Here is a 24510-nt window from a genome sequence, read left to right as displayed (position 1 = left end):
AACTAGATTATTCTATCACAAGAGGGTTATACTTCATACGATTTATTTTAAAATCAATGAAAAACCTCACCATCCTTTCAACTCCGCCTAAAAACGTTCGGTTTCCACCATTCCAATCAACAGCACTGCAACAAATACAAAGAGGCCGTAATATATACTCTTACCCGTTTTTGTCGCAATATTAATCGTTGTTGCTATGCCCATCCGTTTCGCGACCAGAATTGAACGATCATTGGGATAATTATAAGTTGTCCCATTTTTCCAATATTCATCATCATCCGTATAAATAATCCTCGAAAAGATTCCCGCTTACATTCTTCAAAATCGCATACGCTTTGTTTACCGTTATTGCATTTCCCTCTAAATCTTCTGCGCTCCACGCAAAAAGCTGAACTCTCCAGAAGGAGAATTCAGCCTAAAGCTTCTAATAAATAGTCAACTTATTTATTGGAATTTATTCGAACTGCATAAGCATCTGCATCCCATTCTACCTGCGCCCCCAACATTTCGCTTATCAATCTGAGGGGTACATAAACGCTATCATTAATGAAGACCGGTTTTTGATCTGTTGCTATTACCTTTCCATTAACAGTCGTTTGTCCAGTTACCGAATTCAAGATCAGAGTTGTAGATCCCTTTACAGCGACCACAGCTCTCGATGGAACATCCCAACGAACATTAACTCCCATCTGCTCGAAGACTCCTCTTAAAGGAACATATGTCGAATTATTAATTAGTAGTGGCGGCATAGTCAGTTCCATTTCATTCCCATTCAACAATACTTGAATAGATTTCTTCACGAGCTGAGGCGTATTCACCTCGATCTCTCTGACCCCCAGACCCGTCTGCCCAAATTCATTTGCTCCCCAGGCAAGGACATGACCATCTTTTAAGAGTACATAATGATTTCTGCTCCCTTTAGAAATGGAAACTGCATTCTGAATACCCTTTGACTGTGTAACATTAATCTTGTTCTTATCGCCAACCGTCCACTGCCACACGGTCCCATCCGCCTTCACCGCGGAATCTGTTGTCAGCGAAATGACGTCTGAAAGCCCTGGAATCTGAACGGGTTTTAGAGTTTCTCCCAGATATGGATCTATGTAATTATTCCAAATCCATACTGTACCATCCCATCTCAATGCTGCCCCATAGAGCCCATAGGCTCCGTCCATATCAACCGCTCTATATTCTCCGCTTCCTTTAATAAGCGTAGGCTTTAAGATTACGCCTTTTTGCGTTCCCAGCGGTTGCTGCGATCCCCACACCCATACCTCTCCACCATTACCAAGCGCCACTGAATTATTCGATCCCGCTGCTATAGACAGGACAGAGGGTAGTCCCTTTACCTGCACCGGGGTTAGCTTGTTTTTCCGCGAATCGTCACCGAGTTCACCTTGTTCATTGCCTCCCCATGCCCAGACCGTTCCATCTTTAAGAAGAGCTAAGCTAAAGGTGCCCCCCGCAGAAACAGCTTTCACATCTGTTAGCCCTTGCACTTGAACAGGCTCTACAAGAATCTTAGAGGACTGTGTTCCAATGCCAAGTTGTCCATGCTCGTTCCCCCCTACTGCCCACACTGTTCCATCGTCCTTCAACATCAAGTTATGACGATAACCACCTGAGATTTGCTTTACATGATCGATATGCATTTTGACGGGAGTATACGCTGGTGTGGTCGCCCCATTACCAATAGAGCCGTACCCACCACCCCACGCCCAGGCTGTTCCATCCGCAGTGACGGCATACGCACTTCTGTCACCAGCGTCCAGTTGGGTGATGCCAGACAATAATTTCTTTTCTTCAGGTGAATTCACATTATCTGCTGCTGCCACTAAGGGTGAGACCATAGCCAAGCTAAGAACAGTCCCGACAACAACTCTACATATCCGCCTTACCTGCACTTTTGACATCAAACTTTGTTTAAACACTTGAGATCACTCCTTTTATTAATAAATAGATAACGCAACAACTCACGGTCCCGTTCCAAAACCTCCAATCTTCCAGCCGTTAGCGTGTTTGGTCAACACTGCGAAGCGAGTCTCCCGGCCATCTGGGGTATTGAAGACGGGATTTAGTGATTTCATATACAGATCGACCACAATATTTAACGTTGTGCGATCACCGATGTCTTTGATTTCAGAGCCAGTATCATAATCCATCACTTTATAAGAGGTAGGCTTAGCCTCAACAATACTTTCACTGAGAGCATTTTCACCACCAAAACCCGGGTTATAGAGTTGATGCTCTTGACGGTTAACCGTCAATGCAGTGAGTAAGGCATTAGGATTCAAACATGCGCGGGCGCGGGTATGATTACCCACCTGTATAGCCTGGAAAAAAGCATCCAGCAGCTCGAAATGGCCTAATGAGGCTAAATCACCATTCTCACCTTCCTTAGCAAACAAACCTTCTCTCTCCGTCCACTCCTCAAATGTATATCCTGTAATGTCGGTCAAGCTACGCTTCTTAATAGAAGGGCCGATACTTTGAATATTAAATTCCAGCCAAGCCCCAACGGTATTTCCTGATTGAACAAGCAAAACGAGATTGGAGGGATAAGAAAATTCTTTTTGTTCGCCAGAACCAGGTAAACCATCGACTAAGGAATACCGCTGTACCTCTACCGTGGCACCCTTCAGGAGGGTCAAATCCAATCCGGCATCTTTAGAGAACTCATTCGCTAATCGCCAGTAAAGTCCCACTGGATACTCCCCCAGCTTAACCTCCCAGTTCTGTGGTACCTCAACTGCAAATGTATCCGGATGGTTCTGAACTTTATAATCCAGTGTTAGCAAAAAGTCTTCGGGAACCTGTGGTACAGACGTTGAAGCTATAGAGCCAGAAGGCTCCACACCAATGGAGTTCTCCCCTTGATTACAACCTGAATTTAAGAGCACAAGAAAACAAATCGTTACCATCGTTATGAACTGCCGCTGGGTCATCTAATTCCCGCCTCTCTAATCACTCCTCTATATTTAGACTGAGGAATATTATACAAAGTTGCGGGAAACTGGAAATTATTAAAATCATTTTATACGCATAGGACCCTGTAGTTTGGGATTGGCGTTGATTTTACCTGCTTATGCGGCATAAATCGCTTGTTGCTTCACTCTAGGACTCTCGTCCACCTTTTGACACTTGATAACTTCGGGAGCATAATAAGCTTCGGCATATTGCAACGGATTTCCATGAAATACAGGTATATGCAGGACCTTGGTGTAATTGCATCAGAGAGGATGATAACGAGTGAAAAAAGATTTTGATATAAAAAACAAACCCTTCCTAGTCTTTAGCTTCGTCCTGCTGCTAAAATGCGCAGTGGCCTGGTTCGTAGTTTTTAGCGACGGTCCTAACTGGAGCATGCTGCTGACAGAGATCCCATTTTTCTTTATCGTATTTGGACTTATTGAATGGATGGCTTCCAAACGAAAATTTCTGTATTACATGATAGCCAACCTATTGATTTCAGTCATATATTTCGCCGTCCTAATGTATTACAAATATTACGGTGTAATTGCTACTTATCATGCCTTGGAACAAGCAGATAAAGTAACTAAGGTGGGAGAAAGCACATACTCGTTGCTGGACCCTTACTATTTGTTCATTTTTGTGGATATTGTAGTGTTCATGTTTTTTATGTTCCGTCCGAAATATATTGCGATCTGGAAAGAAAGAGGTATGAACCGCCGCATGAACCGGACCGCTTTGTTTGGGATCATCAGTGTTTCCTTAGCAGTTTGTGTCTTTAATGTTTGGCCGAATCATGCCAGTATGAACGAGAACAAAAAAGCGGAGAGTATGGGGATTCTTAATTACGAGGTCTATACTATTTTTGCCGATACAAGGGAAACAGAAGAAATAATCGACAGCAAAGAAATCACGCAACCATCCATTAACGAGACCAAAGGAATTACAGAGCCTGGCTCACCGAAGTACTGGGCGGCAGCTCAAGGTAAAAATCTAATCGTGGTACAAATGGAATCTTTTCAGAACTTTTTGCTGGACCTGAGCATTGACGGACAGGAAGTAACACCCAATCTAAATAAGCTTTTGAAAAGCGAACATTATTTCAATAACTTCTATACTAATGCCGGGCAAGGAACAACTTCGGATGCTGAATTTGTGGTGAATACTTCGTTGTACGTTCCTCATCACGAGGTAGCCACTTCATCCAATTATATGGATAAGGCGCTTCCGAGCCTGCCTAAGCTGATGAAAGCTAATGGATATAATACAGCAACCTTTCACACCAATAGCGTAGAATTCTGGAACCGCAAAACTCTATACAAAGTCCTAGACTTTGATAAGTATTACGATCAAGCGTTCTATGGGGATGGTGATCATATCGCATTCGGTGCTTCTGATGAGGTACTCTATGCCAAGACTGTGCCTGAATTAGTCAAAATGGATGCTAAAGATGATCCTTTTTATGCAATGGTCATTTCTATGAGTGCTCATCACCCTTATAAAATGCCAGAGTCAAAAAATAAAATGACGCTGCCTAAACGGTATGAAGGTACCCTAGTTGGCAACTATATTCTAGCTCAAAATTACGCAGATTATGCAATGGGACAATTTCTGGATCAATTAAAGTCCAGTGGTCTATGGGATGATAGCGTCATTGTCTTTTACGGGGACCATCAGGGTGTATCGCTATATTCCCTTGATGGCAACGAGAAATCGTTAATGGAAGAAATGGTCGGTCACGAATATGGTTATACCGATATGTTCAACATTCCTTTCATCGTACATGCGCCAGGGGTAGGTCAACCTACGGTATACAGCCAAACTGGCGGCCAGATCGACATTATGCCAACTGTAGCTAACCTGTTAGGGATTTCAATGAAAGATCAGCTCTACTTCGGAGAAGATCTGATGAACCAACAGACCAACATGCTCCCTGTCAGACACTTTTTGCCTACCGGCTCTTTCATTAATGACACAAGCATGTATTTGACTGGTGTCGATTACGATGATGGAGACAACTTTAATCTAATCGATGGCTCTGAAACAGAGGGCGGTTCGACAAAAGAACAATTTGACGCCGTTCAGCGGCTTCTAAATATGTCTAACAGCTACATTCAACAACTGCCGGATTTACCATCTACGGATAATGCAGAGTAACTATAAAAAGAATGCCCCTCAGCCAAATAGCTGAGGGGCATTCTTGTATTATTTTATAAGTATCTAAAACTTAATTAAGCTTCAACATCCTATCAATAATCACTGCTGCTTGAGCACGGTTGGCAATGTTTTTAGGACCGAAGGTATCCGCAGTCAGACCTTGCACAATACCTTCCTGAGTTAGTAATGCCACCGCTTCTTTACCGTAAGCAGCGATTGTTGCCTGGTCTTTAAAGTTAGCCAAAGCGGCATTTGTATCATTTACCGACTTGCCTTTAAATTTCTTAAGTGCATTGGATACAATGATTGCCATTTCCTCGCGTGTAATCGCACGGTTAGGATCAAACCTTCCATTGCCTACACCGTTAATCAATCCGTTCTTGACCCCGGATGCAATGTATCCATAAGACCAGTCAGAAGCTTTCACGTCACTGAAGGCAGCGGTTGATTTCACATCAAGCAGATCAAAAGCTCGCACGATCATGGTAATAAACTCGGCACGCGTCACCTCTTTAAGCGGAGCAAAGGAATTATCGCTCACTCCTTGCAGGATCCCTTTTGCCGCCAGCTCTTGAATTGCCGATACTGCCCACGCCACCTTACCTAGATCCGTGAAGTTAGAACCTATTGGGTTTGGTGTTGCAGACGGCTGCACAGTTGGAGTTGGAGCTGGCGTTGGTGTTGCAGACGGCTGCACGGTCGGTGCAGGTGTTGATGTTACAGATGGCTGCCACGGTGTCGAAGGTGTTGTTGGCTCTGGTTCATTCACCCCGTTATCCATACCATCCTCTTTAGTCGCCGCTGGAGCAGCAGCATAGATTGAATTGGCAAGCAATCTGAATTGATTTTGCGGATGATATTTATTCATCAGATCATTCGCAAATAACGTCACATGGATGTTGTCTGTATTGTAAGTAAGCGCCAATACTTGGTCTTGTGCAGCCTCGTTATTCGGCCACCAGCCTGCTTTGAAAAAGTCAGCTCCTGATCCGTATTTCGCCAAGATCTCTGCGCCTTCAGGCACTTTTGTAATATAAGCCGCGGAAACTGTGTAGAGATATTCGCTATCGGCATAAGGCGCTGTAATTACATTGTCCTGAGAGACCTCAGCCTTAAACAATCCCTCATGAGCATCTTCTTTACCATCCTTATTGACCGGAGTTGAATAGTCCAGTCCAGGGAGGACCTTAAGCCCTTTAACAGTTTTTAGCATCGTTCTTCCATAACCGATAAACGGTTTACCTGTAGCAATCAGATTCGTTCCCGAATTGATTAGAACATCTGCTGCCACTGTATCCGTAGTTACGTTAAACCCAAGATCCTTCAGCATAAATGCAGTCGCTCCTGCAATAGCTACCTTAGGAGCCTTAAGCAATTTACCCGTTCTGTTCTCTGCAGCACTAAACGGCACAATATCCAGCAGATATTTAGACGATACCGTTCTAAGATTGGATCTGGAAACAAGGAAACTTCCCTTCTCGTAACCTGTACCCCCATTCTCCAGCAGTGTCACTGCCTTATGGTTGGCTAGCAGCTCATTCACAGCTTTTATCGCATCATTGTTGCTGTTTTTAATCACATAATTTTGCTCGAACGGAGATTGATCCAGATTCGTACTAGGGATCGTTACACCGCTAACCTCTTCTGTCTTCCCAGTGAATGCTCCTACAGAACGGCTAATATATCGGTCAAAACCACGCATAGCCGAGAAATTCTGTACCGTATCGGAATACATCTCATTAAAATCCGAGACATCTAGTCCATCATACAAGACAAGATTCGCATAACCTCTTTTGGCTTGATGCATATTCACCACATAGGTTCCAGCCGGATAGACTACAGAATCTACAGTTACACTGGCTGTTGTCCGTTCTACTTTCACATTGTTACGCAGTAGGTACTGAACCATTTTGTAGGTTTCCAGATCATTTTTTTGCAAATCTTTTGCAACCGGAAGAATGTAATACTCAGGGAAGAAATTCGTATTCTCATCTACCCCTGGACGTCCAATAGACTCATTCTGTGCATTGATTAGATAATCTTTAACAGCAGCATTAGTATTCTCATTTTGGATACCCCGTTTGAAGATTTCCAATTGATTCAGGAACAGTTCCTGCTTGTTGTTGATCACATAATCGGTGGCCCCCAAAGCCGCATAATAAAAGGCATCCAGTGAATCTTCATTCAATTCAGGCACTTCAATGGTATGCCCAAGTGCTCCTTGATGCATGGCATATACAGCTGTGTAGGCTGGCGAAGCATCATCCCAACCTGTTGCATTCGTTCCTTTATAGTTCGGATCCTGTTGTGTTTTTTCGTATTCTTCATAAGGGATATGGTAGGAATCATATTTTGTATTAGCAATCCCCGCCTTACCCATGGCATTTGCTTGCTCAAGCATACTTGGCATTACAAGATCATATTCAATGTTAGGATCATGAGGTGGTGTGCAAGGCTCAATCAAGAAGCCACTTACAAATCCATGCATGTCCAAAAAGGTAAGCGGCGTCCACTTAGCAATTTGTGCAGTTACCGCTTGTGTCTCAGGTTGGGTCTGGTAAGAGTTGTCCCGATTTGGATCAAGCAGCGTTGAAGTTTGACGCGTGTTTAACGCGCGACCGTCAGGATTCTCTACATAATCAAGCAGGAAAATCACATGGTCAAGCGCTTCGTCGATGTTCAGAACTACCTTTTTCGGATTTCCATTCTCATCAGTGGTATCATAGGTGACAATTTGCTGTGTCATCAGCGTATCCAAAAACTTAATGATTACATCGACACCATTGGCTTCATCGGCATGAATGTTATTCAACCAAATAGGTACCTTATAATTCTGCAGATCCCCGTCGTTAATTTTCTTTTGCAGGGCTTCAGGATCATTCATCATAAGCGGTAAGGTCTCGTTCAAATATTGATCTACTGAGGACTTATCCTTAGCAACAATAGAGAAATGAATGGCACGACCTTGAGTTGAGGTCCCAATTTGCTGATACTCTACATATCGATCATATTTATTATTGCTTTCAGCAGTAATCCTATCGATCGCGGGTTTAATCTCATCATATGTATGATAGGTTTCATATGGATTTAGTTTGACTTGCTGCTCTACCAGCACATCTCCAGCAGGTAATGTCCCGATTAGATTATAAATTCCCACTCGTTTGACGTACTCTGCACGTATACCCGTTAGTGAGAGATTCTCTCCGTACAGCAAATCAAAATGAATTAAAGCCTTTACTTTTGAACCTGAGATCGGCTCATATGTCACTGTTACGAAAGGATTACCTGAATAATCTTTCGCATCTTTATTCCATTTTTTCCACTCTGCCAGCGGCTTCATCTCTTCCGCCGTTCTGCCAAAATTCCAGATGATATCTTGAGGCGATGCCCCATCAGGAAGATCTAAAGTCAATTCTAATGTTCTAGCTTCCGTCATAGAAGCTTTGTATACTTCTGTGGAAACTGTCGCCGCTATTTGTTCATAGACAGCAGTCGCTACCGTAGTTTGTTCTGAAGAAAGCACCGCTGGATCAGCTGTGTTCTCCGTAGAAACCGGAGCAACAACCGCCTGCGGGTTAATTTCGGTTGCAACTTCACCTGCATATGCAGCTGGAAGCAGACCCGACATCATAAGTGTAAAAGCTAGTAATAAAGATAGTATTCTCTTGGACATTTTTTACCTCCTATAATTTTGTCTACTTTCACCCCAAATTGAATGAATATACACTTATATGAATCTGTATTCATAACATAATATAGTATTCTATTAATTTTGGGAACAAAAATAATAGAAAAAATAATATTTTTATACGACTTGCCTAGGTAAGCGTATTCATTTTGTGCAAGAGTCCTACACTACCGCAACAAAAAAAGCGCCCGGATAACCGGGCGCTTTGAATTACAATAATATATTAAACTGTTTCTGGAAAAGAAGCTTCACTTAACTCTTGTGCAGGTACAAGTTCACTGCTCCCCTCTTGCTCTACAGGTGCGTTAACCAGCATATACACACGGGACTCGTAAGGCCGTAATGCGACAGTCTCAATCGGCTCCGCAGGATCAACCTCATAGTTATGCAAGAGCAACTCACTAGTATCAAACTCCAATTCAAATGGAAGGTCAAACAGCGCTTCCTCTGCTGTCAGGTTAGACATGACTAGCAGTTTTTCATTTCCAAGCGTCCTAGTATAAGCATAAATACGTTCATCTTCAGGCAAAATGAGATCATAAGTCCCGTAAACAGTAACGGGATTAGCAGCCCGAAGAGCGATAAGCTTTTTGTAATGATGATAGATGGAATAAGAGTCCTGCTTCGCCCGCTCCACATTGATTTCCGTATAATTCGGATTCACCTTCATCCATGGCTTGCCGCTGCTGAAACCAGCGTTTTCAGAGTCGCTCCATTGCATTGGTGTTCTAGAGTTGTCCCGACCGTTCTTCCAGATTACCTCCATGACTTCCTCATGTGATTTACCGGCTTCAGTCTCCAAACGATACAAGTTCTTCATCGCCACATCATCGTAATCATCCATTGATTCAAATCTTACATTGGTCATCCCAATTTCTTGACCTTGATAAATAAATGGTGTTCCCTGCATCAGGAAATACATCGTAGCCAACGATTTAGCTGACTCTTTCCAATACTGGCCATCATTTCCCCAAGTAGAAACTGAACGCGGCTGGTCGTGATTTTCGATGAACAATGCGTTCCAGCCTCTGCCCTCAAGACCTTTTTGCCAACGGGAGAGAGCTGATTTTAGCTGCAGAACATCCAATCCACCTGTCACACTCTTATTCCAAAGAGCTAAATGCTCGAATTGAAAAATCATATTAAATTTGCCTTGCTCTTCACCCACCCACGACTCCGCCTGATCAACATTTACACCACTCGCTTCGCCAACCGTCATGATGTCATATCGGTCAAACGTCTCCTGCTTGAGCTCCTGCAAGAAATCGTGAATCCCTTCACGGTTCATGTGACCATCGCCAGACGGAACATACGGAAGATTCTGTGGATTCGGCAGATCGGGATGTCCGGTGATTTTTTTAATATGTGAAATGGCATCCACCCGGAAGCCGTCGATTCCTTTGTCCAGCCACCAGTTGACCATGCTATACAATTCACGGCGCACCTCAGGATTCTCCCAGTTGAGGTCTGGCTGTCTTTTGGAAAATACATGCATAAAATATTGCTCTGTGGCGGGATCAAGCTCCCAAATCGAACCGCTGAAAATACTCTCCCAGTTATTCGGCTCCTCCCCGTCCTTAGGATCACTCCAAATATAATAATCCCGCTTCGGATTATCCTTGCTTGAACGTGCTTCAACAAACCATGGATGTTCGTCCGAAGTATGATTAATCACTAGATCCAGAATCAGCTTCATGCCTCGTGCATGAACCTCGTGCAGCAGCTGATCAAAGTCGGCCATGCTGCCGAACTCCGCCATAATATCCTGATAATCCGAAATATCATAACCATTATCATCATTTGGGGATTTATAAATAGGACAGATCCAAATGACATTGATGCCAAGCTCCTGCAAATAATCAAGTTTAGAAATGACTCCTTGCAGATCCCCTACACCATCACCATTGCTGTCCATAAAGCTTCGTGGGTAAATTTGATACGCCGTGGCTTCTTTCCACCATGTTCTGTTCAATGCATGCAGCTCCTTCGTATTCATATACCCTTCACAGGAAAATATTTTCCCGAAATTCATTAAAAATTAATAATTTAGTTATTGTTTTTAGCAAAAATTCAACTTTATCGTTCAAAAAAAGCTTTTTTCAAGGAAATAATTTTCCCACAGCGATCATTATAGGACCTTTTATTTCCTAGGTCAACAACAATCTTTTGGATTCTTGAAGCTATCCGTGATATGCTTGCGAGAGTTGAAACACCAAGTGAATCATATGGAAAGTTATGGTGATCTTCTTGAAGGTAAAGATAAAAGATATAGCCCAAATGGCGAACGTTTCGATCTCTACGGTGTCCAGGGTAATCAATAACAGCAAACCAGTAAACGAAGATGTCCGTAAACGAGTACTGGAAGCTATTAAACAAACCAACTACCGTCCGAATGTCATCGGCCTTGAAACGGACAAAGCTAATACACAGCTGATCGGTGTGATCATTCCGCAGAATAGCAACACTGTACTGGATGACTTCAATGTTGGTATTCGCGATCTTGCGGATTTGTATGGATACGACATTATGGTCGGATTAACGGACGGCAGTGCAGAAAGTGAACAACACTATTTGAAGATGTTCCAGCGTATTGGGACGGAAGGAAATATATTTGTGGGTTCAATTCCAAACCATGAACATCTGGAGATCATCCGCAGCTCAAATACACCTTGCGTGCTTGTCGGGCAACAATCGCAGGTGGATATGATTCCTTCCGTTCATCTGGACAATATAACTGCCTCCTATGAAGCTGTTACTTATCTGATTCAAAAAGGTCATCGCAAAATCGCTATGATTCGCGGCTCGGGAGATAATGCGGTGGGTGGGGATCGGTATAAAGGCTATCTACAAGCCCTTATGGATGCAGGCATAACCTTAAGGAAAGAATGGGTAGTAGAAAGTGCGATGGCCGTCGAAGATGGGAGCGACGCCATGCGCCGAATTATGGATAGCGGGGAGTTACCTACTGCGGTGTTTTGCTCTACAGATTGGATGGCAGTTGGAGCCATGAATCATTTAACCGATAACGGTCTACGGGTGCCAGCTGATGTCGCCGTGTTCGGTTTTGATAACAGCTTCATTGCCTCTATCGTTCGACCTAAGCTTTCCTCGGTTGAATACTCTGGAACGGAGATTGGGATGACCGCCACCCGAACCTTAATCAAGCTGATTAAAGGGGAGACCGTTGTGCCGCATCATGCAAATGTGGCTCATTATTTGGCTATTCGGGAAAGTACGGGTTAGGAGCTTGGGAGCTCCTAACCCTTTTTTATACAGATGATGTTGTTGATGTTATTGTGTGAACCCTACTTTGGCTCGTTCACGCGTTTTGGTACCTAGAGAGATAGAACAGATCGAGCTGATTGGAATATAAAACTCTTCAAAATCCGTCCGATATTTGACGAAATTTTCACTTACCGTTTCCAGCACTCCTTTTGTAGCGTTGGAGCCATCCACAAAATAGATTGTTACCTCTTTTCCCTGCAAAACCTCCAGCATAGCCTTCTTCACTCCTTCGTCTTAGAGATTTGTGATGACCTTATCGATAATTCCGTATTCAACCGCCTCATCGGCTGACATGAAATAATCTCGATCCATATCTTGCAGTACCTTCTCTACCGTCTGCCCAGTTCGGTCCGCTGTAATTTGCACAAGCACTTCCCTTGCCTTCAAAATACGTTTGGCACTGATCGCAATGTCACTAGCTTGCCCCTGCGCCCCACCATGCGGCTGATGAATCATAATCTCGCTATTCGGCAAGGCATAACGTTTCCCTTTGGCCCCAGCCAATAACAACAAAGAACCAAAAGAAGCCGCCATTCCTGTACAAATGGTATTCACCGGAGGCTTAATAAGCTGCATCGTGTCATAAATACTGAAGCCTGCGGTGATAGAGCCACCTGGACAATTGATATACATGTGTATATCTTTATCCGGATCTTCTGCTGATAAGAACAATAACTGGGCAACAATACTGTTAGCCAGCTGATCCTCAATTTCCGCACCTACGAACACTATCCGGTCCTTCAACAGCCGCGAATAAATATCGTAAGATCTTTCACCTTGATTCGTTTGTTCGACTACATAAGGAACGTACGCCATCCGTATTCGACCTCCATCTGTTTTAGAGTTTTGAAATCTACCCTGTAAACGGATTAATATGGGGATAGGATACGTTAGGCGTGAGAATTTTTATTTTTTAAAATTGCGTATCTTAATTTCCTGCTCATTCGTTTATTATTAGAAGTAATCGAAATCACCTTACTGGAAAAGGAGTTATGCAGAGTGATCATCCTTGAGAAGCTTAGCACCGGAGATGAGCCGGATGAAAGTAACAGCAGGTCTTTGCAGATAGCTCTGAAGCGATATTGTCTTGCATTGACACAATCCCCGTGGGATGCCGATGATTTAGCTCAGGATACATGGGTCAAGGCTCTAGGTTATATGAAGACTTCGAACTCAACGAGCGCAAATAATGGGAACAGTCCAATGAATGAAGTTAAACAAAATAAAGAAACCATTGAAAATGATAAGGCTAATGGAGCTAATGGAGCTAATGGAGCTAATGGAGCTAATGAAAAACTTAAAACTAATCAAACTAATCAAATGAACTATACGTTTTCTAAGGCTGCAACGTCTGCTAAGGCTGTAACGCCATCTAAGACTGCACCATCTACAAGATCTGCAAAATCTGCAATGCATTCTACGATTCCTACAAATTCTACTCATCATACAAGTTCTACAAATCACCCAAATCCTGAGGCATTGCTTTTTCGGATTGCCCGAAACACATGGATTGATATCATGCGGCGAAAAGCCACCTTGTCACGAGTGTTGGAGCTGGATCAGTCCCCCACTGAAGCCTCTGCGGAGTATGGTTCATTTGAGATTGAAGCTGCTTTTCAAGCACTACAGGAGCATTTATCTCCGCTGCAGCAGGCGGTATTCCTGCTTCGAGATGTGTTGGGACACTCTGCAATGGAAGCTGCCGAGATTCTCGTTACCACAGAAGGGGCAATAAAAGCCGCTCTGCACCGAGCCCGGCAAGCCCTTCCTCTCGTAAGACAAGAGCTGCTTCAGGCCGATGGTCCTTCCTTACCACAGGACACAGCTATGCAGATTGTCTTGAGCCGCCTTGCAGCCGCGTATGAACATGGGGAAATTGCCGAGCTGATCGAGCTTGTATTTGCGGACGAAAGCCAGGAACCTGTAATGGCGGTATCGAGCCAAAGCTTGCAAGGCTTCCAGACCTTCCAAGCTGGTGGATTCAGTTCAAACAGCTGGAATTATACCACGCCAGGAATGTGTATGGTGGCGTAGTTTTTCGTTAAGCTCGATTTCGGGCAGCTAAGTGTCTCGTTACGTTAAAAACGAACAGATATAATTGTGATTAGTGTGCTTAATGTGTAATTAACATTTGGGCTGTTTGTGGTAACTAGCTACAAACGTTGCATATTGTACAACAGAATCCGCCGTCCTAGCCGCAAAAATTGAATCTGCTGCAATCTCTGCAATAGATTCTGGTGAAAAGCTAGTTTAATGCCACTTGATCATCCATTGATTGTATAGAGTGCAACAGGATCAAATTTTCTCCACTCTAATACGAATTCTATTGCACGAAGTACAATCAAACTAACTCTTTCCCGTTAGTCCAATTTGTATCACTCAAAACTCAATACATTGCTGCTGATCTGGCTGATCCCGCCGCTTCTCTACAATGAATCAGAAGCTTCACATAAACCAATAAACAGTCATTTTAATAACCATTAATAGCAATCAAGGAGTGAGGTTGATGAGTAAGATTCTTATTTTAGGCGGCACACGCTTTTTTGGGAAACGTTTGGTCGAGCGTCTGCTTGAGGATTCTAAGAACGAAGTAACCATATTAACGCGCGGGGAAACAAGCGACCCTTTTGGCGATCTCGTTCACCGGATACAGGTGGATCGGTCTCAACCGGAGGCCTTCGCTCAAGCATTAGGTGATACGAGTTGGGATGTAGTCTACGATAATATTTGTTTTTCACCTGATGAAGCGGATCAGGCGCGCCGTATTTTTGACGGCAAAACCACACGTTACATACTGACTTCAAGTTTATCTGTTTATGATTTCAGTGAGCAAGCGCTGACGGAAGAGGTGTTCGATCCTGAAACGCACCCTATTCGTTATGGAGGACGAAATGACTTCACCTATCAGGAGGGGAAAAGACTGGCGGAAGCCGTCCTTATCCAACAAGCTAACTTCCCTGTAGCCGCTGTCCGCTTTCCGATTGTTCTGGGAACTGACGATTATACACGAAGACTCCATTTTCATATCGAACATGTACGTAACGAGCTGCCCATCGGGATTCCGAATCCAGATGCAAATATCTGTTTTATCCGTTCGGACGAAGCCGCTGATTTTCTGTATTGGCTTGGCAACTCGACGGTGACGGGTCCTCTCAACGCTTGCTCAGACGGTACGGTTAGTATTAAGGAGCTTATCTCGCTGATTGAAAAAGAGACCAGAAAACAAGCCGTCATTCAAAGCGAAACAGCGGATGCGCATAATTCTCCATTCGGGATCACACAATCCTGGTTTATGGATACAGCTAAAGCTCAATCGGAGGGATACAAGTTTCTCACTCTAAGCGACTGGCTCCCAGAGTTAGTTAGCACCCTAAATCAAACTTACGAGGACTAATTATATTTCTACATAAAAAAGCTGGCTCCTTCGTGGATACTCCCACGAAGGAGCCAGCTTCTTTATGCAACAAATCACAATTATGCGTTGAGTTAATTGCACTCTATACAACTATTTTCAGGTATGTGCACTCCCACCTGGTTTTAGTTGTATTTCATGCAATTAAATCCCCACTAAACAGCCGCTATCCCCTTTTCAGCTCGAAATAGCTGCACTAAATACAACTAAACCCTAATCAAGCTAAATACAAACCTTTTTAGTTGTATAAAATACACTTAAAATCAAAACGGCAGGTAGAACCTCACTAAGCGCTAAACTTTAGCCTCTCATCTCTAAACTCTATTCTATAAACTCTAATCCCTAGACTCTACTCCCTACTCTCTACTCTCTACTCTCTACTCTCTACTCTCTACTCTCTACTCCCTACTCCCTACTCCCTACTCCCTACTCCCTACTCCCTACTCTATTCTCTATTCTCTATTCTCTATTCCACCTTACGCTACGAATGCCAATTCCCGCTGAGCTACGCAGAGATTGTCAGATAAGACCCCTCTTTAGAAGCGTCTGCATTTGGTGTACCACCATCATTTGGAGTACCGCTATCATCTGGAGTATCGCCAGCACCTAATGTATCATCTCCTAATGCGTCTCCTAATGTGTCCCCAGCTTCTGGAGTGCCAGCATGCTTTGTATCCCTGTCCCCTTCATCGCTGACCCCATCGTCCCCATCCGAATCAATCTTAAAAATGTTGATTTCTTTGAATAAATTCTGCGAAATTTCATTAATCTCAATGGCTTGACGGGCTATATCACGGATAGCATGATCCTGCTGTACGCTGGAGGCGTTCACCTCTTGCACCCCTGCCGCAGTTTCCTCGGCGATGGCCGCGACGGCATGCACAGACTCTGCGAGTCTACGGTTCATAGTCTGAGTCATATCCACTTTGTCGTGAATTTGCCCAATCTGTTTACTAATCTCCACAATAGAATGATCAATCGCTTCAAAAGAGGACAACGTTTCGGCCACTTTATGATCCTGTTCCTCAAGATTTCCTTTGGTCACCAGCATATATTGCTGGAATTCATCCATCCCGGATTGCAGCTCGCTAATAATCTGACTGATATGTACGGAGGACTCTTTAGTCTGCACAGATAATTGTCTTACTTCATCAGCGATGACAGCGAACCCTTTTCCGTAGGCACCTGCCCGGGCTGCTTCAATTGCTGCGTTAAGTGAGAGGATATTGGTCTGATTAGAAATATCTGTTATGGATTTAGTGATGCGCGAGATGTCCTTTGATTGATCACTCAGTTTGGTTAAAGCCAGATATACTTTATTAACAGATTCACGCGAATGCTCAGATACCTCCCGGAGGGCGATGACGGATTCAGATCCTTTACGAGTATTGTGATTAGCCGTTTGACTGGTAGCCAGCATAACCTCGGTATACTCCGTGATCTCATTCACTTCACGTTCCAGCTCCTGAATCAGGCCAGCGCTCTGCTCGGATTGTCCTGCCTGCTGTTCTGCGCCTACCGAGATTTCCTGTATAGTGCTTACGATATCTTGATTCGTATGCGCCGTTATAGATGAAGATTCTTGAAAAGAATGCGAATAAGTTGCCAGCGAAGAGGCTACTGACTGAGTATGCTGAAGCATTTCCCGGACCCGCTCCACCATATGATCAAAATGATGACTCAAACTGCCCAACTCATCGTTGTAAGGTGAATTAATCTGCTGACGCAAATCTCCTTCGGCAATTTTTCGCAGAGCCACTTGCAGTTTATGAATAGGATTCAGAAAGGAACGTATGAGCATTACCGCAATCACTAATGTGAAAATAAACACTAGCACAGCTGCGTAAGCAACTATAGAGGTGGTTAGATTAAGCAGATCAAAAGAATAATCCTGTGCTTTTTCTGCATTCTCTGCTGCTGCCGTATACAAATGTTCATTAGTCACTAGCATGACTTCACTCAACGCTGTAGCCTTCGTATGTAATTCATCGATTTGTTCCAGCACACTCATGGGATCAAGCTGCTCGTCTTCTATGGTCTTTACCAATTCGTCAAAATATCCCGTATATTCCCCAATCTGACTATGTAATTGTTCTAACTCTTTAAATGCCGGCGAATCTGCCGCAAAATCCACCGTCGCCATCTCTTTAGTCAGCTTTGTTTGCTTGTCCTTAAAGGGTTGGACGAACTCCAAATCACTCGAACCCGCTAACGAAGATTCTACCGCATTCATTTCCTGCAGCAGTTGCGTAATGATAGACACGGTAATTCGTTTTTCCATCTCAGCTTTTTGCGTTTCCATAGAAATCTCCACTTGACTGATTTTATGGTTTTGATAAAACGCTACTCCCAAAAAGAAAAGAACAACGGCGGAAAAACTCAAAATCAACTTCCATTTCATAGTTAGATGCATAGACCTAGCTTTCAACAATATCATCCTCCGTATAAAGCCTCATATTGCAATAGGTACATTCTACCAATATCTTGATTGTAGAAGCTGGACGTTAAATACTGGACAATGTTTTGTATGAGAAATGTAAATTATCTCGAATACCCAATCATTAATTCTCCTTGCAATTGACGTAACGTTAAATGCTAAAATAATCCACATAAGGCGCCTTATCAAACTATGAAATGGGAGTTGTCTATGAGCGGATTTGTTACCATTGATAAGCTTTCTGCGCAATTCGGACTGACGAGTCGGACTCTGCGTCACTGGGAAGCACAAGGATTGTTTGAAAGTAAGCGGGACAGCAGCTCTGGCTGGCGGATTTATGATGAGAAAGCAATACTCGCCATTCGGGTTACCTCATTATTAAGAAAGCTGGATATTAGCATCAAGGATATTGGAACCGTGCTTAAAAATATGTCCGTTCAGTCCATGTACGAAGCGCTCAGCCAGCAAGCGGCTTCTATTCACAATCAAAAAACAGAACTAACAAATAGAGAAGGTGAAATCCATCTCTTTTTACAGTGGATATCCGCCCATCTCGAGGAACCCATTACAAATCAATTATTATCTGAACTAAACGAAAAGTCATGCAGTCCATCGGATGGTATGACTAAAACTGAGGAGGTTATATCTATGCCAACTATTAATCACTCTACCCCTATTCATGTAAGATTCATTACTCTCCCAGCTATGAGATTTGCCTACAATGTTGCGGTTAGTACCTCTCCAGAAGATGAAGCTATGATCCCAGTTAATGAATGGCTGGAAGCTAGTCAACTATTAGGCACAGCACGGCTGTTTGGCGGCAATACGAACCCGCATCCAAGTGGTGAGAATAAACCTTACGGATATGGATTCTGTGCCTCAATACCGGAAAATGTGAAGATACCAGCTCATCTAAAGGAAATGCGGCTCGACGGCGGCCTCTATGCTCTGACAGAAAGCACTGATGATATCTATGGTTCATGGCAAGCCCTAATGGGGTATCTGGATAATCATCCTGATTATCAAGCGGATCACGACTCCAGATTATGTCTGGAGGAGCATATCCGCAACGATAGTCCCAAAGGTAGCGGAAATGAGTATGCCCTAAATCTACTCGAACCTGTAAAAAAGAGAGTTCACGCGCTTACGTAAACGAGCGAGCCATAGATAAACGTTTCTAATCTTTTAAAAAACAAAACGCTCTCTTCTGCTTATTCAGGCAGACGGAGAGCGTTTTGTTGTACATTGCTTCTATTGATTTATTCCCTACGCAGACACTGCTGGAGTAATTTTCACAAAAATAAATCGTGTAAGCGGCCCAACTAAAATGATTTGCAGTGGAAGTGCAAAAATAAAATTTTTACCTATGGCAGACAGATAAGCTCTTGGTAGTTCAGCAGAAAATCCAACATGTAGAACTGCGCCATACAAGGACATGAACAATACCATTCCGGTCACCATAAAAAAGGATATGAACATGATTTTTTTGATCATCGGATCATTTTCTTTAACCAGCTTATGCGCGATCCCCTTCGCAACCTTGCCTACAACAAATACATCTAGAATGAGTGCAACTATAAATGCAGGCAAGTAGCCGACAATCACATCCTTAACTAACGTGCCTGACCAACCCTCCATTAGTGCTACATTGTAAATACTCATACCCAGCACCATCAAAAAACACATGATGAACGTAAATAAAAATGCTTCTTTTTTGTTTCTTCCCATCTTCAAGCTCCTTTTATCTCTATATTGTCAACTTGGATTACAATAACACAAATTCTCAAATCAAGTCAACCAAGTTGACAATATTCGCAAATGTCTTATACTGGGGTAAACGAGCCATGATTTAGGAGTGTTCTAATGAATAAGCAGCTGCAAAAAATGAACCTGATCGATTTACTCAGTGAGAAGCATCTAGCTTTACGTAAAATAGTGACAGACAAAGACCCGGATCAAATTAATAAGACCGAATCCCACATTCTTGCAGTTCTTGAGGCCCGAGAAATGTTATCGATCTCAGAAATCAGTAGAATAATTCATATTTCAAGACAGGGCACGCATAAAAGCATTCAAGGCATGTTATCCCGTGGTTATGTCGAAGCCGTTGAAGTCGAAGGAAATCAGCGTGACAAAAATATTGTCCTCACTCCAAAGGGAATAGAATGCAATAACAGAATGATGATCACCAAAATTGAATTAGAGCAGCAGATCGCTGCCAAGCTAGGAGTAACAAATGTAGAGCTTCTTAAATCTTTGCTAAAAGAAGATTGGCTCTAATCTCCAGCAAAAAAAGACGCAGAGTTGTCTACTCTGCGTCTTTAAAAAGATTGAATTATTTTCCGGGAAATTGTCGTTAATTAGCTTTCAAAGCACTGTTTGCCGCGCTCTCTCCACCTAGACGACCTGAGGTAAAGGAATAACCAATTCCAACCCCATTGCCAACATAGGTATCGTTGAATAATACGCCTTCCGATTCAAGCCCTACAGCAAACAATCCTTTTACTGGTGTACGTTTATCATTTAGCACTTGGAACTTAGTGTTTACCAGCAAGCCACCTACAGAACCCAAGTTGTTGATTTCAGCGACGATGGCATAATATGGTCCTTCTTCGCCCATTGGCTCTAAATAATCAGCAGCTTTACCAAATTCAGTATCCACACCAGTTTTTGTAGCTTCTTTATAACTATTGTAATTTTCAACAAACACATCTACATCCATACCTGCATTTGTTGCTAATTCTTCGATTGTATTTCCTTTGAAGCCATCTCCGTTTTCTACCATAGAATCAAAGACCTTTTCTGCATTTACCCATGGATTCTCTAACGTGAATTGATCTGCAAATTCGGCATAAAATTCTGGTGGCATTCCTGGCAGGCTTGGTGCGTTAACACCTTTCATCCCCTTGGACTGAAGAGCAGCCAATTGTGATTTTGATACGATAACCATATGATAAGCACCATTAAATGCACTCGTATTAGCTGCTGCGACCGATGTTAATGTAGCTGCTTCATCTCTGAAACGTGCTCCGGAAGAACTGACATTCATGAAGTTAGGCAGATATGTCAACATCAGCGGATAACTTGCTTCAAAAGGCTCATATTGTGCTTTTAGTCCTTGTGTTGCTCTGGCTAATGTTTGGTGCAGCATCTGTCCACCGAAGTTATCAGGAACCTTGGCTCCTGCTTCCCAAGCCATCTTCAGACCTTCCCCAACGTTCTGACCTAGTCCTCCGTTAACCCCTTCAAAGCCAAAAGCTTCTTTAACCATTTCCGAATTTGCGGCATAACCGCCTGTTGCCATTACGACACTTTTTGCTGTGATTTCAAGAGTAGTCCCGTCTGATTTCTCAGCCACAATACCTGTAACTTCTCCTGCTTCATTGGTAATCAGCTTTTTGGCAGTGGTTTCAGTGATCACTTGTCCACCCTTTTGTTCAACCGATTCAGCCAACATTTTCCGAAGGGTCTCTTCACGGGTTTCATAAGCTGGCAGTACATGCAGCTGCTCTCCGAAAAAGTTTAGGAAGCTGGTTTTATACCCTTTTTCTGCTAACCAATCATAAGTTTCACCGGATTTCGTTACGTATTGTCTAATCGCTGCAGCGTCAACTCTCCAGTGATTGTTGACAATCCAATCGGCAATTTCTTTTTCCACATTTACTTTAAGATTATTGTCAGTAGCTGCGGAAGAATTATAGAACTTACCAGCCCAGGATAGATTACTTGCTCCCCCGATAACTCCTGTTTTTTCGATAATAATAACCTTGGCACCTTTATCAGCAGCGGTTACCGCTGCGGACACACCAGATGCACCGGCGCCTACTACCACTACGTCTGATTCAAGCTTTTCCGTTTTACCTTCACCCGCTTTTTGCACGCCACCGGCTTTGAGGACTTCCAGATTTCCTCCACCTTTGGTTACGGCATCTTCAACTGCAGCGAGCATTGCTTCACTGGAAAGACTCGCACCACTAACAGCATCTACTGCCAAGGTTTGTCCTTCCAGAATTTGATCTTTTATTTTTTCAAGTGCACTATCGCCTAGACCACCCGTTTCTGACTGGCTTACGATCTTGATATCTTTAATTTTATCTGGCTCATCCATAGTGACTTCTACTTTAATCACGCCCTCTTTGCCTTCCGCTTCCCCAGCGAATGTACCGGCTTTAAAAGATGATGATGACGAATTTGCCGACTCCCCATTTCCTTTGCATCCGCTCAGCATGGAAACGATCAGCACCATACAAAAAGTTAACATGAGCATTTTCTTGGTGAAATTTCTGTTGCGCATTCTCTTCTCCCCCAGTATCTAATATCTTATAGCTCGCCAGGAACGTGATATTTTTCACATTCATATCTATACATATCTACCGAACGTTGCCAAGCTATATACCGAAGTATAAACATTGGTGCAGCACCAAGGTCAATGTCCAATTCTTGTCCAAAAAGAAAAACACCCGCTCTCAGAGCAGGTGTTTATAAAAATACACTTATACAATTGGGATATTCACTTCCAAATACGAGCGGTTATTGCCTTCTATTTTTTCAGTAAGCATTAATTTACCCACCACGTCACCCGCTATAGTATATCCATTTGCTTCGATGTAATCTATCATAAACTGCAAGGATTTCTTCGTGATATAATGTCCATCCGTAGATAACATGATAGCAGAGATACAGGTACTCGGGCTAATGTACTCTACATATTCATCGATATCCATCGCAAATTTCTGCACCTCCTCCTCGGGTAAGGTAAGCCCCCAGCTATAGTCAAAGTTATTATCACCGGATAACACCCCCGCGTCCTCAATCTTAAAAGAATAAAACGCATAAGGAAGCCTATCCATCCAAGTGTTGACGAGGCTTTTTACGATATCATTTTTTAATAATGCATTTTTATCCGTTTGCTTAAGCCTGTACATGCCTGGCAGTTGTTTAAGTTTACATATATATAATGAGGACTCTATTTCCTTAAGCTCTTTATGAATTTCATTCATCTTGTTTAGCAGCATCGTCTTTTGCTTAATCTCTTCTTCTAAACTCTGCTGAGACTGCTGCATCATTCCCATAACTTGCTCAATAGAGGACTCCTTCATTAAAAGTGCCACTTCGGGCAATGGAATTTCCATACTGCGATACCATCTGCTCATTAACAGATCCCTCGCATCTAAATCATTAAAATATCTATAATTATTGCTGTTATCTTTTGTGGGCCTAACAATATCATGTTTCTCGTATAATCTCAGCGTATCCGCAGTTACCCCGAGAATGGAAGCAAATTCACCTATGCAATACTTCACCTGAAGTCCCTCCATTCATTTCATGCATACCCTACCACACTAAATGATAAAGAGAAGGACACTGTTTGGATATGAAGTAACTCATTTCATACTCAGGGTGTACATGCTAACTATGCTAGTGCAAGTAAGTGAACTAACATAAATCCAACTAGAGATAACATGACCGAGCCTATAAGTCCCGCTGCAAAAGACTTCATTCCAAGCCGTCTAAATGCCGCCAAATCAACGTTTAACCCAAGCCCTGCCATCGCCATAGCGATTAACATATAAGCAATCGTAACGATCCCATTGGCTACTGATGCGGAGACGATTCCTAACGAATTCACACCACTGACAACTAGAAATCCTAGAATAAACCAGGGGATTGGAATGCTTTTCCACGAAGCTTTAGCCGCTCCACCTTGCACTTTTCTTTCTTCACGATTGGACCAAATCCCAATTAAAATAGCCACCGGCACAAGTAAAGCCACCCGGGTCAATTTAACGATGACCGCCATATCAACGGCAGCATTTCCACCAGCATCCGCAGCCGCGATAACGTGAGCTATCTCATGTAAAGTCGCTCCTGAGAATACCCCATAACCTAAATCTGATAAGCCGAGGAAAGGATACAAAAATGTGTACAGCAGTGTAAATATTGTGCCTAATATAGCTACTATAGCTGCACCAATGGCCGTTTCGTCATCTTTAGCTTTTATCTGTGGAGCGATGGCAACCACCGCTGCCGCACCGCAAATCGCAGTTCCGCAGGCAGTTAAGATACTGAGGCGCTTATCTACTTTGAACAGTCGAGCCAGTCCGTATACAACGGAGATCGCAAATATAATGACGATGACTGCCAAAAGAAATACCCGAGGTCCTGCAGCAACGATATCCATTAGATTAAGCCGCATACCGAGCAGGATAATCCCTAGACGAAGCAGTTTTTTACTGGAAAAATCGGTGCCATGTGTGATGCTATCTGGCACTCCTATCGTAGCTCGCCAAATAATCCCGATTAAGATGGCAATGACCAATTGCCCCATAATAGATAGGAATGGAAAACCCGCTAAAAATTTCGCCAATAATGCGATAACTAAGGTTAGCCCTATCCCTAATGCAAACCCAACCTTTTTGTTGTGATCTGGTTGATACAAACCTTCTGATTGACCCATGTCGTATACACTCCTTGATGAATCTCTAGATGATGCTGTATAAATACATCCCATGACTCAACAATAATACGACAGCGCTCGGAAGTTAAATACCAATATCCTAT

Annotated in this window: 17 protein-coding genes and 1 pseudogene; 7 read left to right on the top strand and 11 right to left on the bottom strand. The window is 43.1% G+C overall.

The features are described 5' to 3' along the window. Positions 1-440: 440 nt before the first annotated feature. Together MKZ16_RS10980 and MKZ16_RS10975 are read right to left on the bottom strand one after the other, a co-directional pair. Positions 441-1931 (bottom strand): stalk domain-containing protein, encoded by a 1491-nt coding sequence (locus tag MKZ16_RS10980; RefSeq protein ID WP_076107489.1) that lies wholly within the window; start codon positions 1929-1931, stop codon positions 441-443. A 42-nt stretch (positions 1932-1973) separates the two neighbouring features. Beyond that, positions 1974-2945 carry a DUF4830 domain-containing protein gene (locus MKZ16_RS10975; RefSeq protein ID WP_076107491.1) on the bottom strand — a complete coding sequence of 324 codons (972 nt, stop codon included), beginning with the start codon at positions 2943-2945 and terminating at the stop codon, positions 1974-1976. 304 nt (positions 2946-3249) lie between these two features. On the opposite strand from MKZ16_RS10975, the gene MKZ16_RS10970 reads away from it, so the two are divergent. Continuing rightward, on the top strand, positions 3250-5127 hold the full coding sequence (locus MKZ16_RS10970) for an LTA synthase family protein (RefSeq protein WP_076107493.1): 1878 nt from the start codon (positions 3250-3252) through the stop codon (positions 5125-5127). A gap of 70 nt (positions 5128-5197) precedes the next feature. Here MKZ16_RS10970 and MKZ16_RS10965 read toward each other — a convergent pair whose 3' ends face one another. Together MKZ16_RS10965 and MKZ16_RS10960 are read right to left on the bottom strand one after the other, a co-directional pair. Next, entirely contained in the window at positions 5198-8800 is a 3603-nt protein-coding gene (locus tag MKZ16_RS10965; protein WP_076107494.1) for a M14 family metallopeptidase, read from the bottom strand. A 238-nt stretch (positions 8801-9038) separates the two neighbouring features. Then, positions 9039-10787 carry an alpha-glucosidase gene (locus MKZ16_RS10960; protein ID WP_081393484.1) on the bottom strand — a complete coding sequence of 583 codons (1749 nt, stop codon included), beginning with the start codon at positions 10785-10787 and terminating at the stop codon, positions 9039-9041. Between the two features lie 263 nt (positions 10788-11050). Here MKZ16_RS10960 and MKZ16_RS10955 point away from each other — a divergent pair, with 263 nt between their 5' ends. Then, a complete protein-coding gene (locus MKZ16_RS10955) occupies positions 11051-12058 on the top strand; it encodes a LacI family DNA-binding transcriptional regulator (RefSeq protein WP_076107495.1) in 1008 nt (335 codons plus the stop codon). A 48-nt stretch (positions 12059-12106) separates the two neighbouring features. Here MKZ16_RS10955 and MKZ16_RS10950 read toward each other — a convergent pair whose 3' ends face one another. Both MKZ16_RS10950 and clpP read right to left on the bottom strand, forming a co-directional pair. Then, complete coding sequence (locus tag MKZ16_RS10950; RefSeq protein WP_076107497.1) at positions 12107-12313, bottom strand: hypothetical protein; 207 nt, start codon at positions 12311-12313, stop codon at positions 12107-12109. A 21-nt stretch (positions 12314-12334) separates the two neighbouring features. Then, positions 12335-12916 (bottom strand): ATP-dependent Clp endopeptidase proteolytic subunit ClpP, encoded by a 582-nt coding sequence (gene clpP / locus MKZ16_RS10945; protein WP_036679301.1) that lies wholly within the window; start codon positions 12914-12916, stop codon positions 12335-12337. 243 nt (positions 12917-13159) lie between these two features. Here clpP and MKZ16_RS10940 point away from each other — a divergent pair. The 3 genes and pseudogenes from MKZ16_RS10940 to MKZ16_RS10930 all read left to right on the top strand — a co-directional run. Further along, positions 13160-13261: pseudogene (locus tag MKZ16_RS10940) on the top strand (sigma factor); the annotation flags it as partial. Continuing rightward, positions 13259-14134 (top strand): RNA polymerase sigma factor, encoded by an 876-nt coding sequence (locus MKZ16_RS10935; protein ID WP_339815932.1) that lies wholly within the window; start codon positions 13259-13261, stop codon positions 14132-14134. The pseudogene MKZ16_RS10940 and the gene MKZ16_RS10935, both read left to right, overlap by 3 nt. 472 nt (positions 14135-14606) lie before the next feature. Then, positions 14607-15494, top strand: a complete 888-nt coding sequence (locus MKZ16_RS10930) for an NAD-dependent epimerase/dehydratase family protein (RefSeq protein ID WP_076107500.1) — start codon at positions 14607-14609, stop codon at positions 15492-15494. 523 nt (positions 15495-16017) lie between these two features. Here MKZ16_RS10930 and MKZ16_RS10925 read toward each other — a convergent pair. Beyond that, positions 16018-17814, bottom strand: coding sequence for a methyl-accepting chemotaxis protein (locus tag MKZ16_RS10925; protein WP_179090059.1), 1797 nt, complete (start codon positions 17812-17814; stop codon positions 16018-16020). A 345-nt stretch (positions 17815-18159) separates the two neighbouring features. Between MKZ16_RS10925 and MKZ16_RS10920 the strand changes: the two genes are divergently transcribed. Further along, positions 18160-19101, top strand: coding sequence for a MerR family transcriptional regulator (locus MKZ16_RS10920; protein WP_076107504.1), 942 nt, complete (start codon positions 18160-18162; stop codon positions 19099-19101). A 114-nt stretch (positions 19102-19215) separates the two neighbouring features. Here the strand turns inward: MKZ16_RS10920 and MKZ16_RS10915 are convergent, their stop codons facing one another. Continuing rightward, the gene (locus tag MKZ16_RS10915) at positions 19216-19677 is read right to left on the bottom strand and encodes a DUF2798 domain-containing protein (RefSeq protein ID WP_038569752.1); all 462 of its coding nucleotides are present in this window, start codon (positions 19675-19677) and stop codon (positions 19216-19218) included. A 135-nt stretch (positions 19678-19812) separates the two neighbouring features. On the opposite strand from MKZ16_RS10915, the gene MKZ16_RS10910 reads away from it, so the two are divergent. Next, a complete protein-coding gene (locus tag MKZ16_RS10910; RefSeq protein ID WP_038569750.1) occupies positions 19813-20229 on the top strand; it encodes a helix-turn-helix domain-containing protein in 417 nt (138 codons plus the stop codon). 76 nt (positions 20230-20305) lie between these two features. On the opposite strand, the gene MKZ16_RS10905 is transcribed toward MKZ16_RS10910, so the two are convergent. The 3 genes from MKZ16_RS10905 to MKZ16_RS10895 form a co-directional block, all read right to left on the bottom strand. After that, positions 20306-22243, bottom strand: a complete 1938-nt coding sequence (locus MKZ16_RS10905; RefSeq protein WP_076098484.1) for an FAD-dependent oxidoreductase — start codon at positions 22241-22243, stop codon at positions 20306-20308. A gap of 199 nt (positions 22244-22442) precedes the next feature. Further along, positions 22443-23252 carry a MerR family transcriptional regulator gene (locus MKZ16_RS10900; RefSeq protein WP_076107506.1) on the bottom strand — a complete coding sequence of 270 codons (810 nt, stop codon included), beginning with the start codon at positions 23250-23252 and terminating at the stop codon, positions 22443-22445. Positions 23253-23362: 110 nt separating this feature from the next. Then, entirely contained in the window at positions 23363-24406 is a 1044-nt protein-coding gene (locus tag MKZ16_RS10895) for a YeiH family protein (RefSeq protein WP_076107508.1), read from the bottom strand. Positions 24407-24510: the final 104 nt, after the last annotated feature.

Source organism: Paenibacillus sp. FSL R5-0928 (genome assembly GCF_037970385.1).
Classification (GTDB): domain Bacteria; phylum Bacillota; class Bacilli; order Paenibacillales; family Paenibacillaceae; genus Paenibacillus_AQ; species Paenibacillus_AQ odorifer.
Note: the sequence above shows the minus strand (reverse complement) of the source record. Positions and strands in the feature narration are given on the sequence as shown.

Excerpts from the sequence above, each read along its gene's own strand:
- MKZ16_RS10910 (WP_038569750.1), top strand. The coding sequence starts at position 19,813 with ATGAATAAGCAGCTGCAAAAAATGAACCTGATCGATTTACTCAGTGAG.
- MKZ16_RS10965 (WP_076107494.1), bottom strand. The coding sequence starts at position 8,800 with ATGTCCAAGAGAATACTATCTTTATTACTAGCTTTTACACTTATGATG.
- MKZ16_RS10955 (WP_076107495.1), top strand. The coding sequence starts at position 11,051 with ATGGTGATCTTCTTGAAGGTAAAGATAAAAGATATAGCCCAAATGGCG.
- MKZ16_RS10975 (WP_076107491.1), bottom strand. The coding sequence starts at position 2,945 with ATGACCCAGCGGCAGTTCATAACGATGGTAACGATTTGTTTTCTTGTG.
- MKZ16_RS10905 (WP_076098484.1), bottom strand. The coding sequence starts at position 22,243 with ATGCGCAACAGAAATTTCACCAAGAAAATGCTCATGTTAACTTTTTGT.
- MKZ16_RS10915 (WP_038569752.1), bottom strand. The coding sequence starts at position 19,677 with ATGGGAAGAAACAAAAAAGAAGCATTTTTATTTACGTTCATCATGTGT.
- MKZ16_RS10925 (WP_179090059.1), bottom strand. The coding sequence starts at position 17,814 with ATGGAAACGCAAAAAGCTGAGATGGAAAAACGAATTACCGTGTCTATC.
- MKZ16_RS10935 (WP_339815932.1), top strand. The coding sequence starts at position 13,259 with ATGAAGACTTCGAACTCAACGAGCGCAAATAATGGGAACAGTCCAATG.
- MKZ16_RS10895 (WP_076107508.1), bottom strand. The coding sequence starts at position 24,406 with ATGGGTCAATCAGAAGGTTTGTATCAACCAGATCACAACAAAAAGGTT.
- MKZ16_RS10950 (WP_076107497.1), bottom strand. The coding sequence starts at position 12,313 with ATGCTGGAGGTTTTGCAGGGAAAAGAGGTAACAATCTATTTTGTGGAT.
- MKZ16_RS10920 (WP_076107504.1), top strand. The coding sequence starts at position 18,160 with ATGAGCGGATTTGTTACCATTGATAAGCTTTCTGCGCAATTCGGACTG.
- MKZ16_RS10930 (WP_076107500.1), top strand. The coding sequence starts at position 14,607 with ATGAGTAAGATTCTTATTTTAGGCGGCACACGCTTTTTTGGGAAACGT.
- clpP (WP_036679301.1), bottom strand. The coding sequence starts at position 12,916 with ATGGCGTACGTTCCTTATGTAGTCGAACAAACGAATCAAGGTGAAAGA.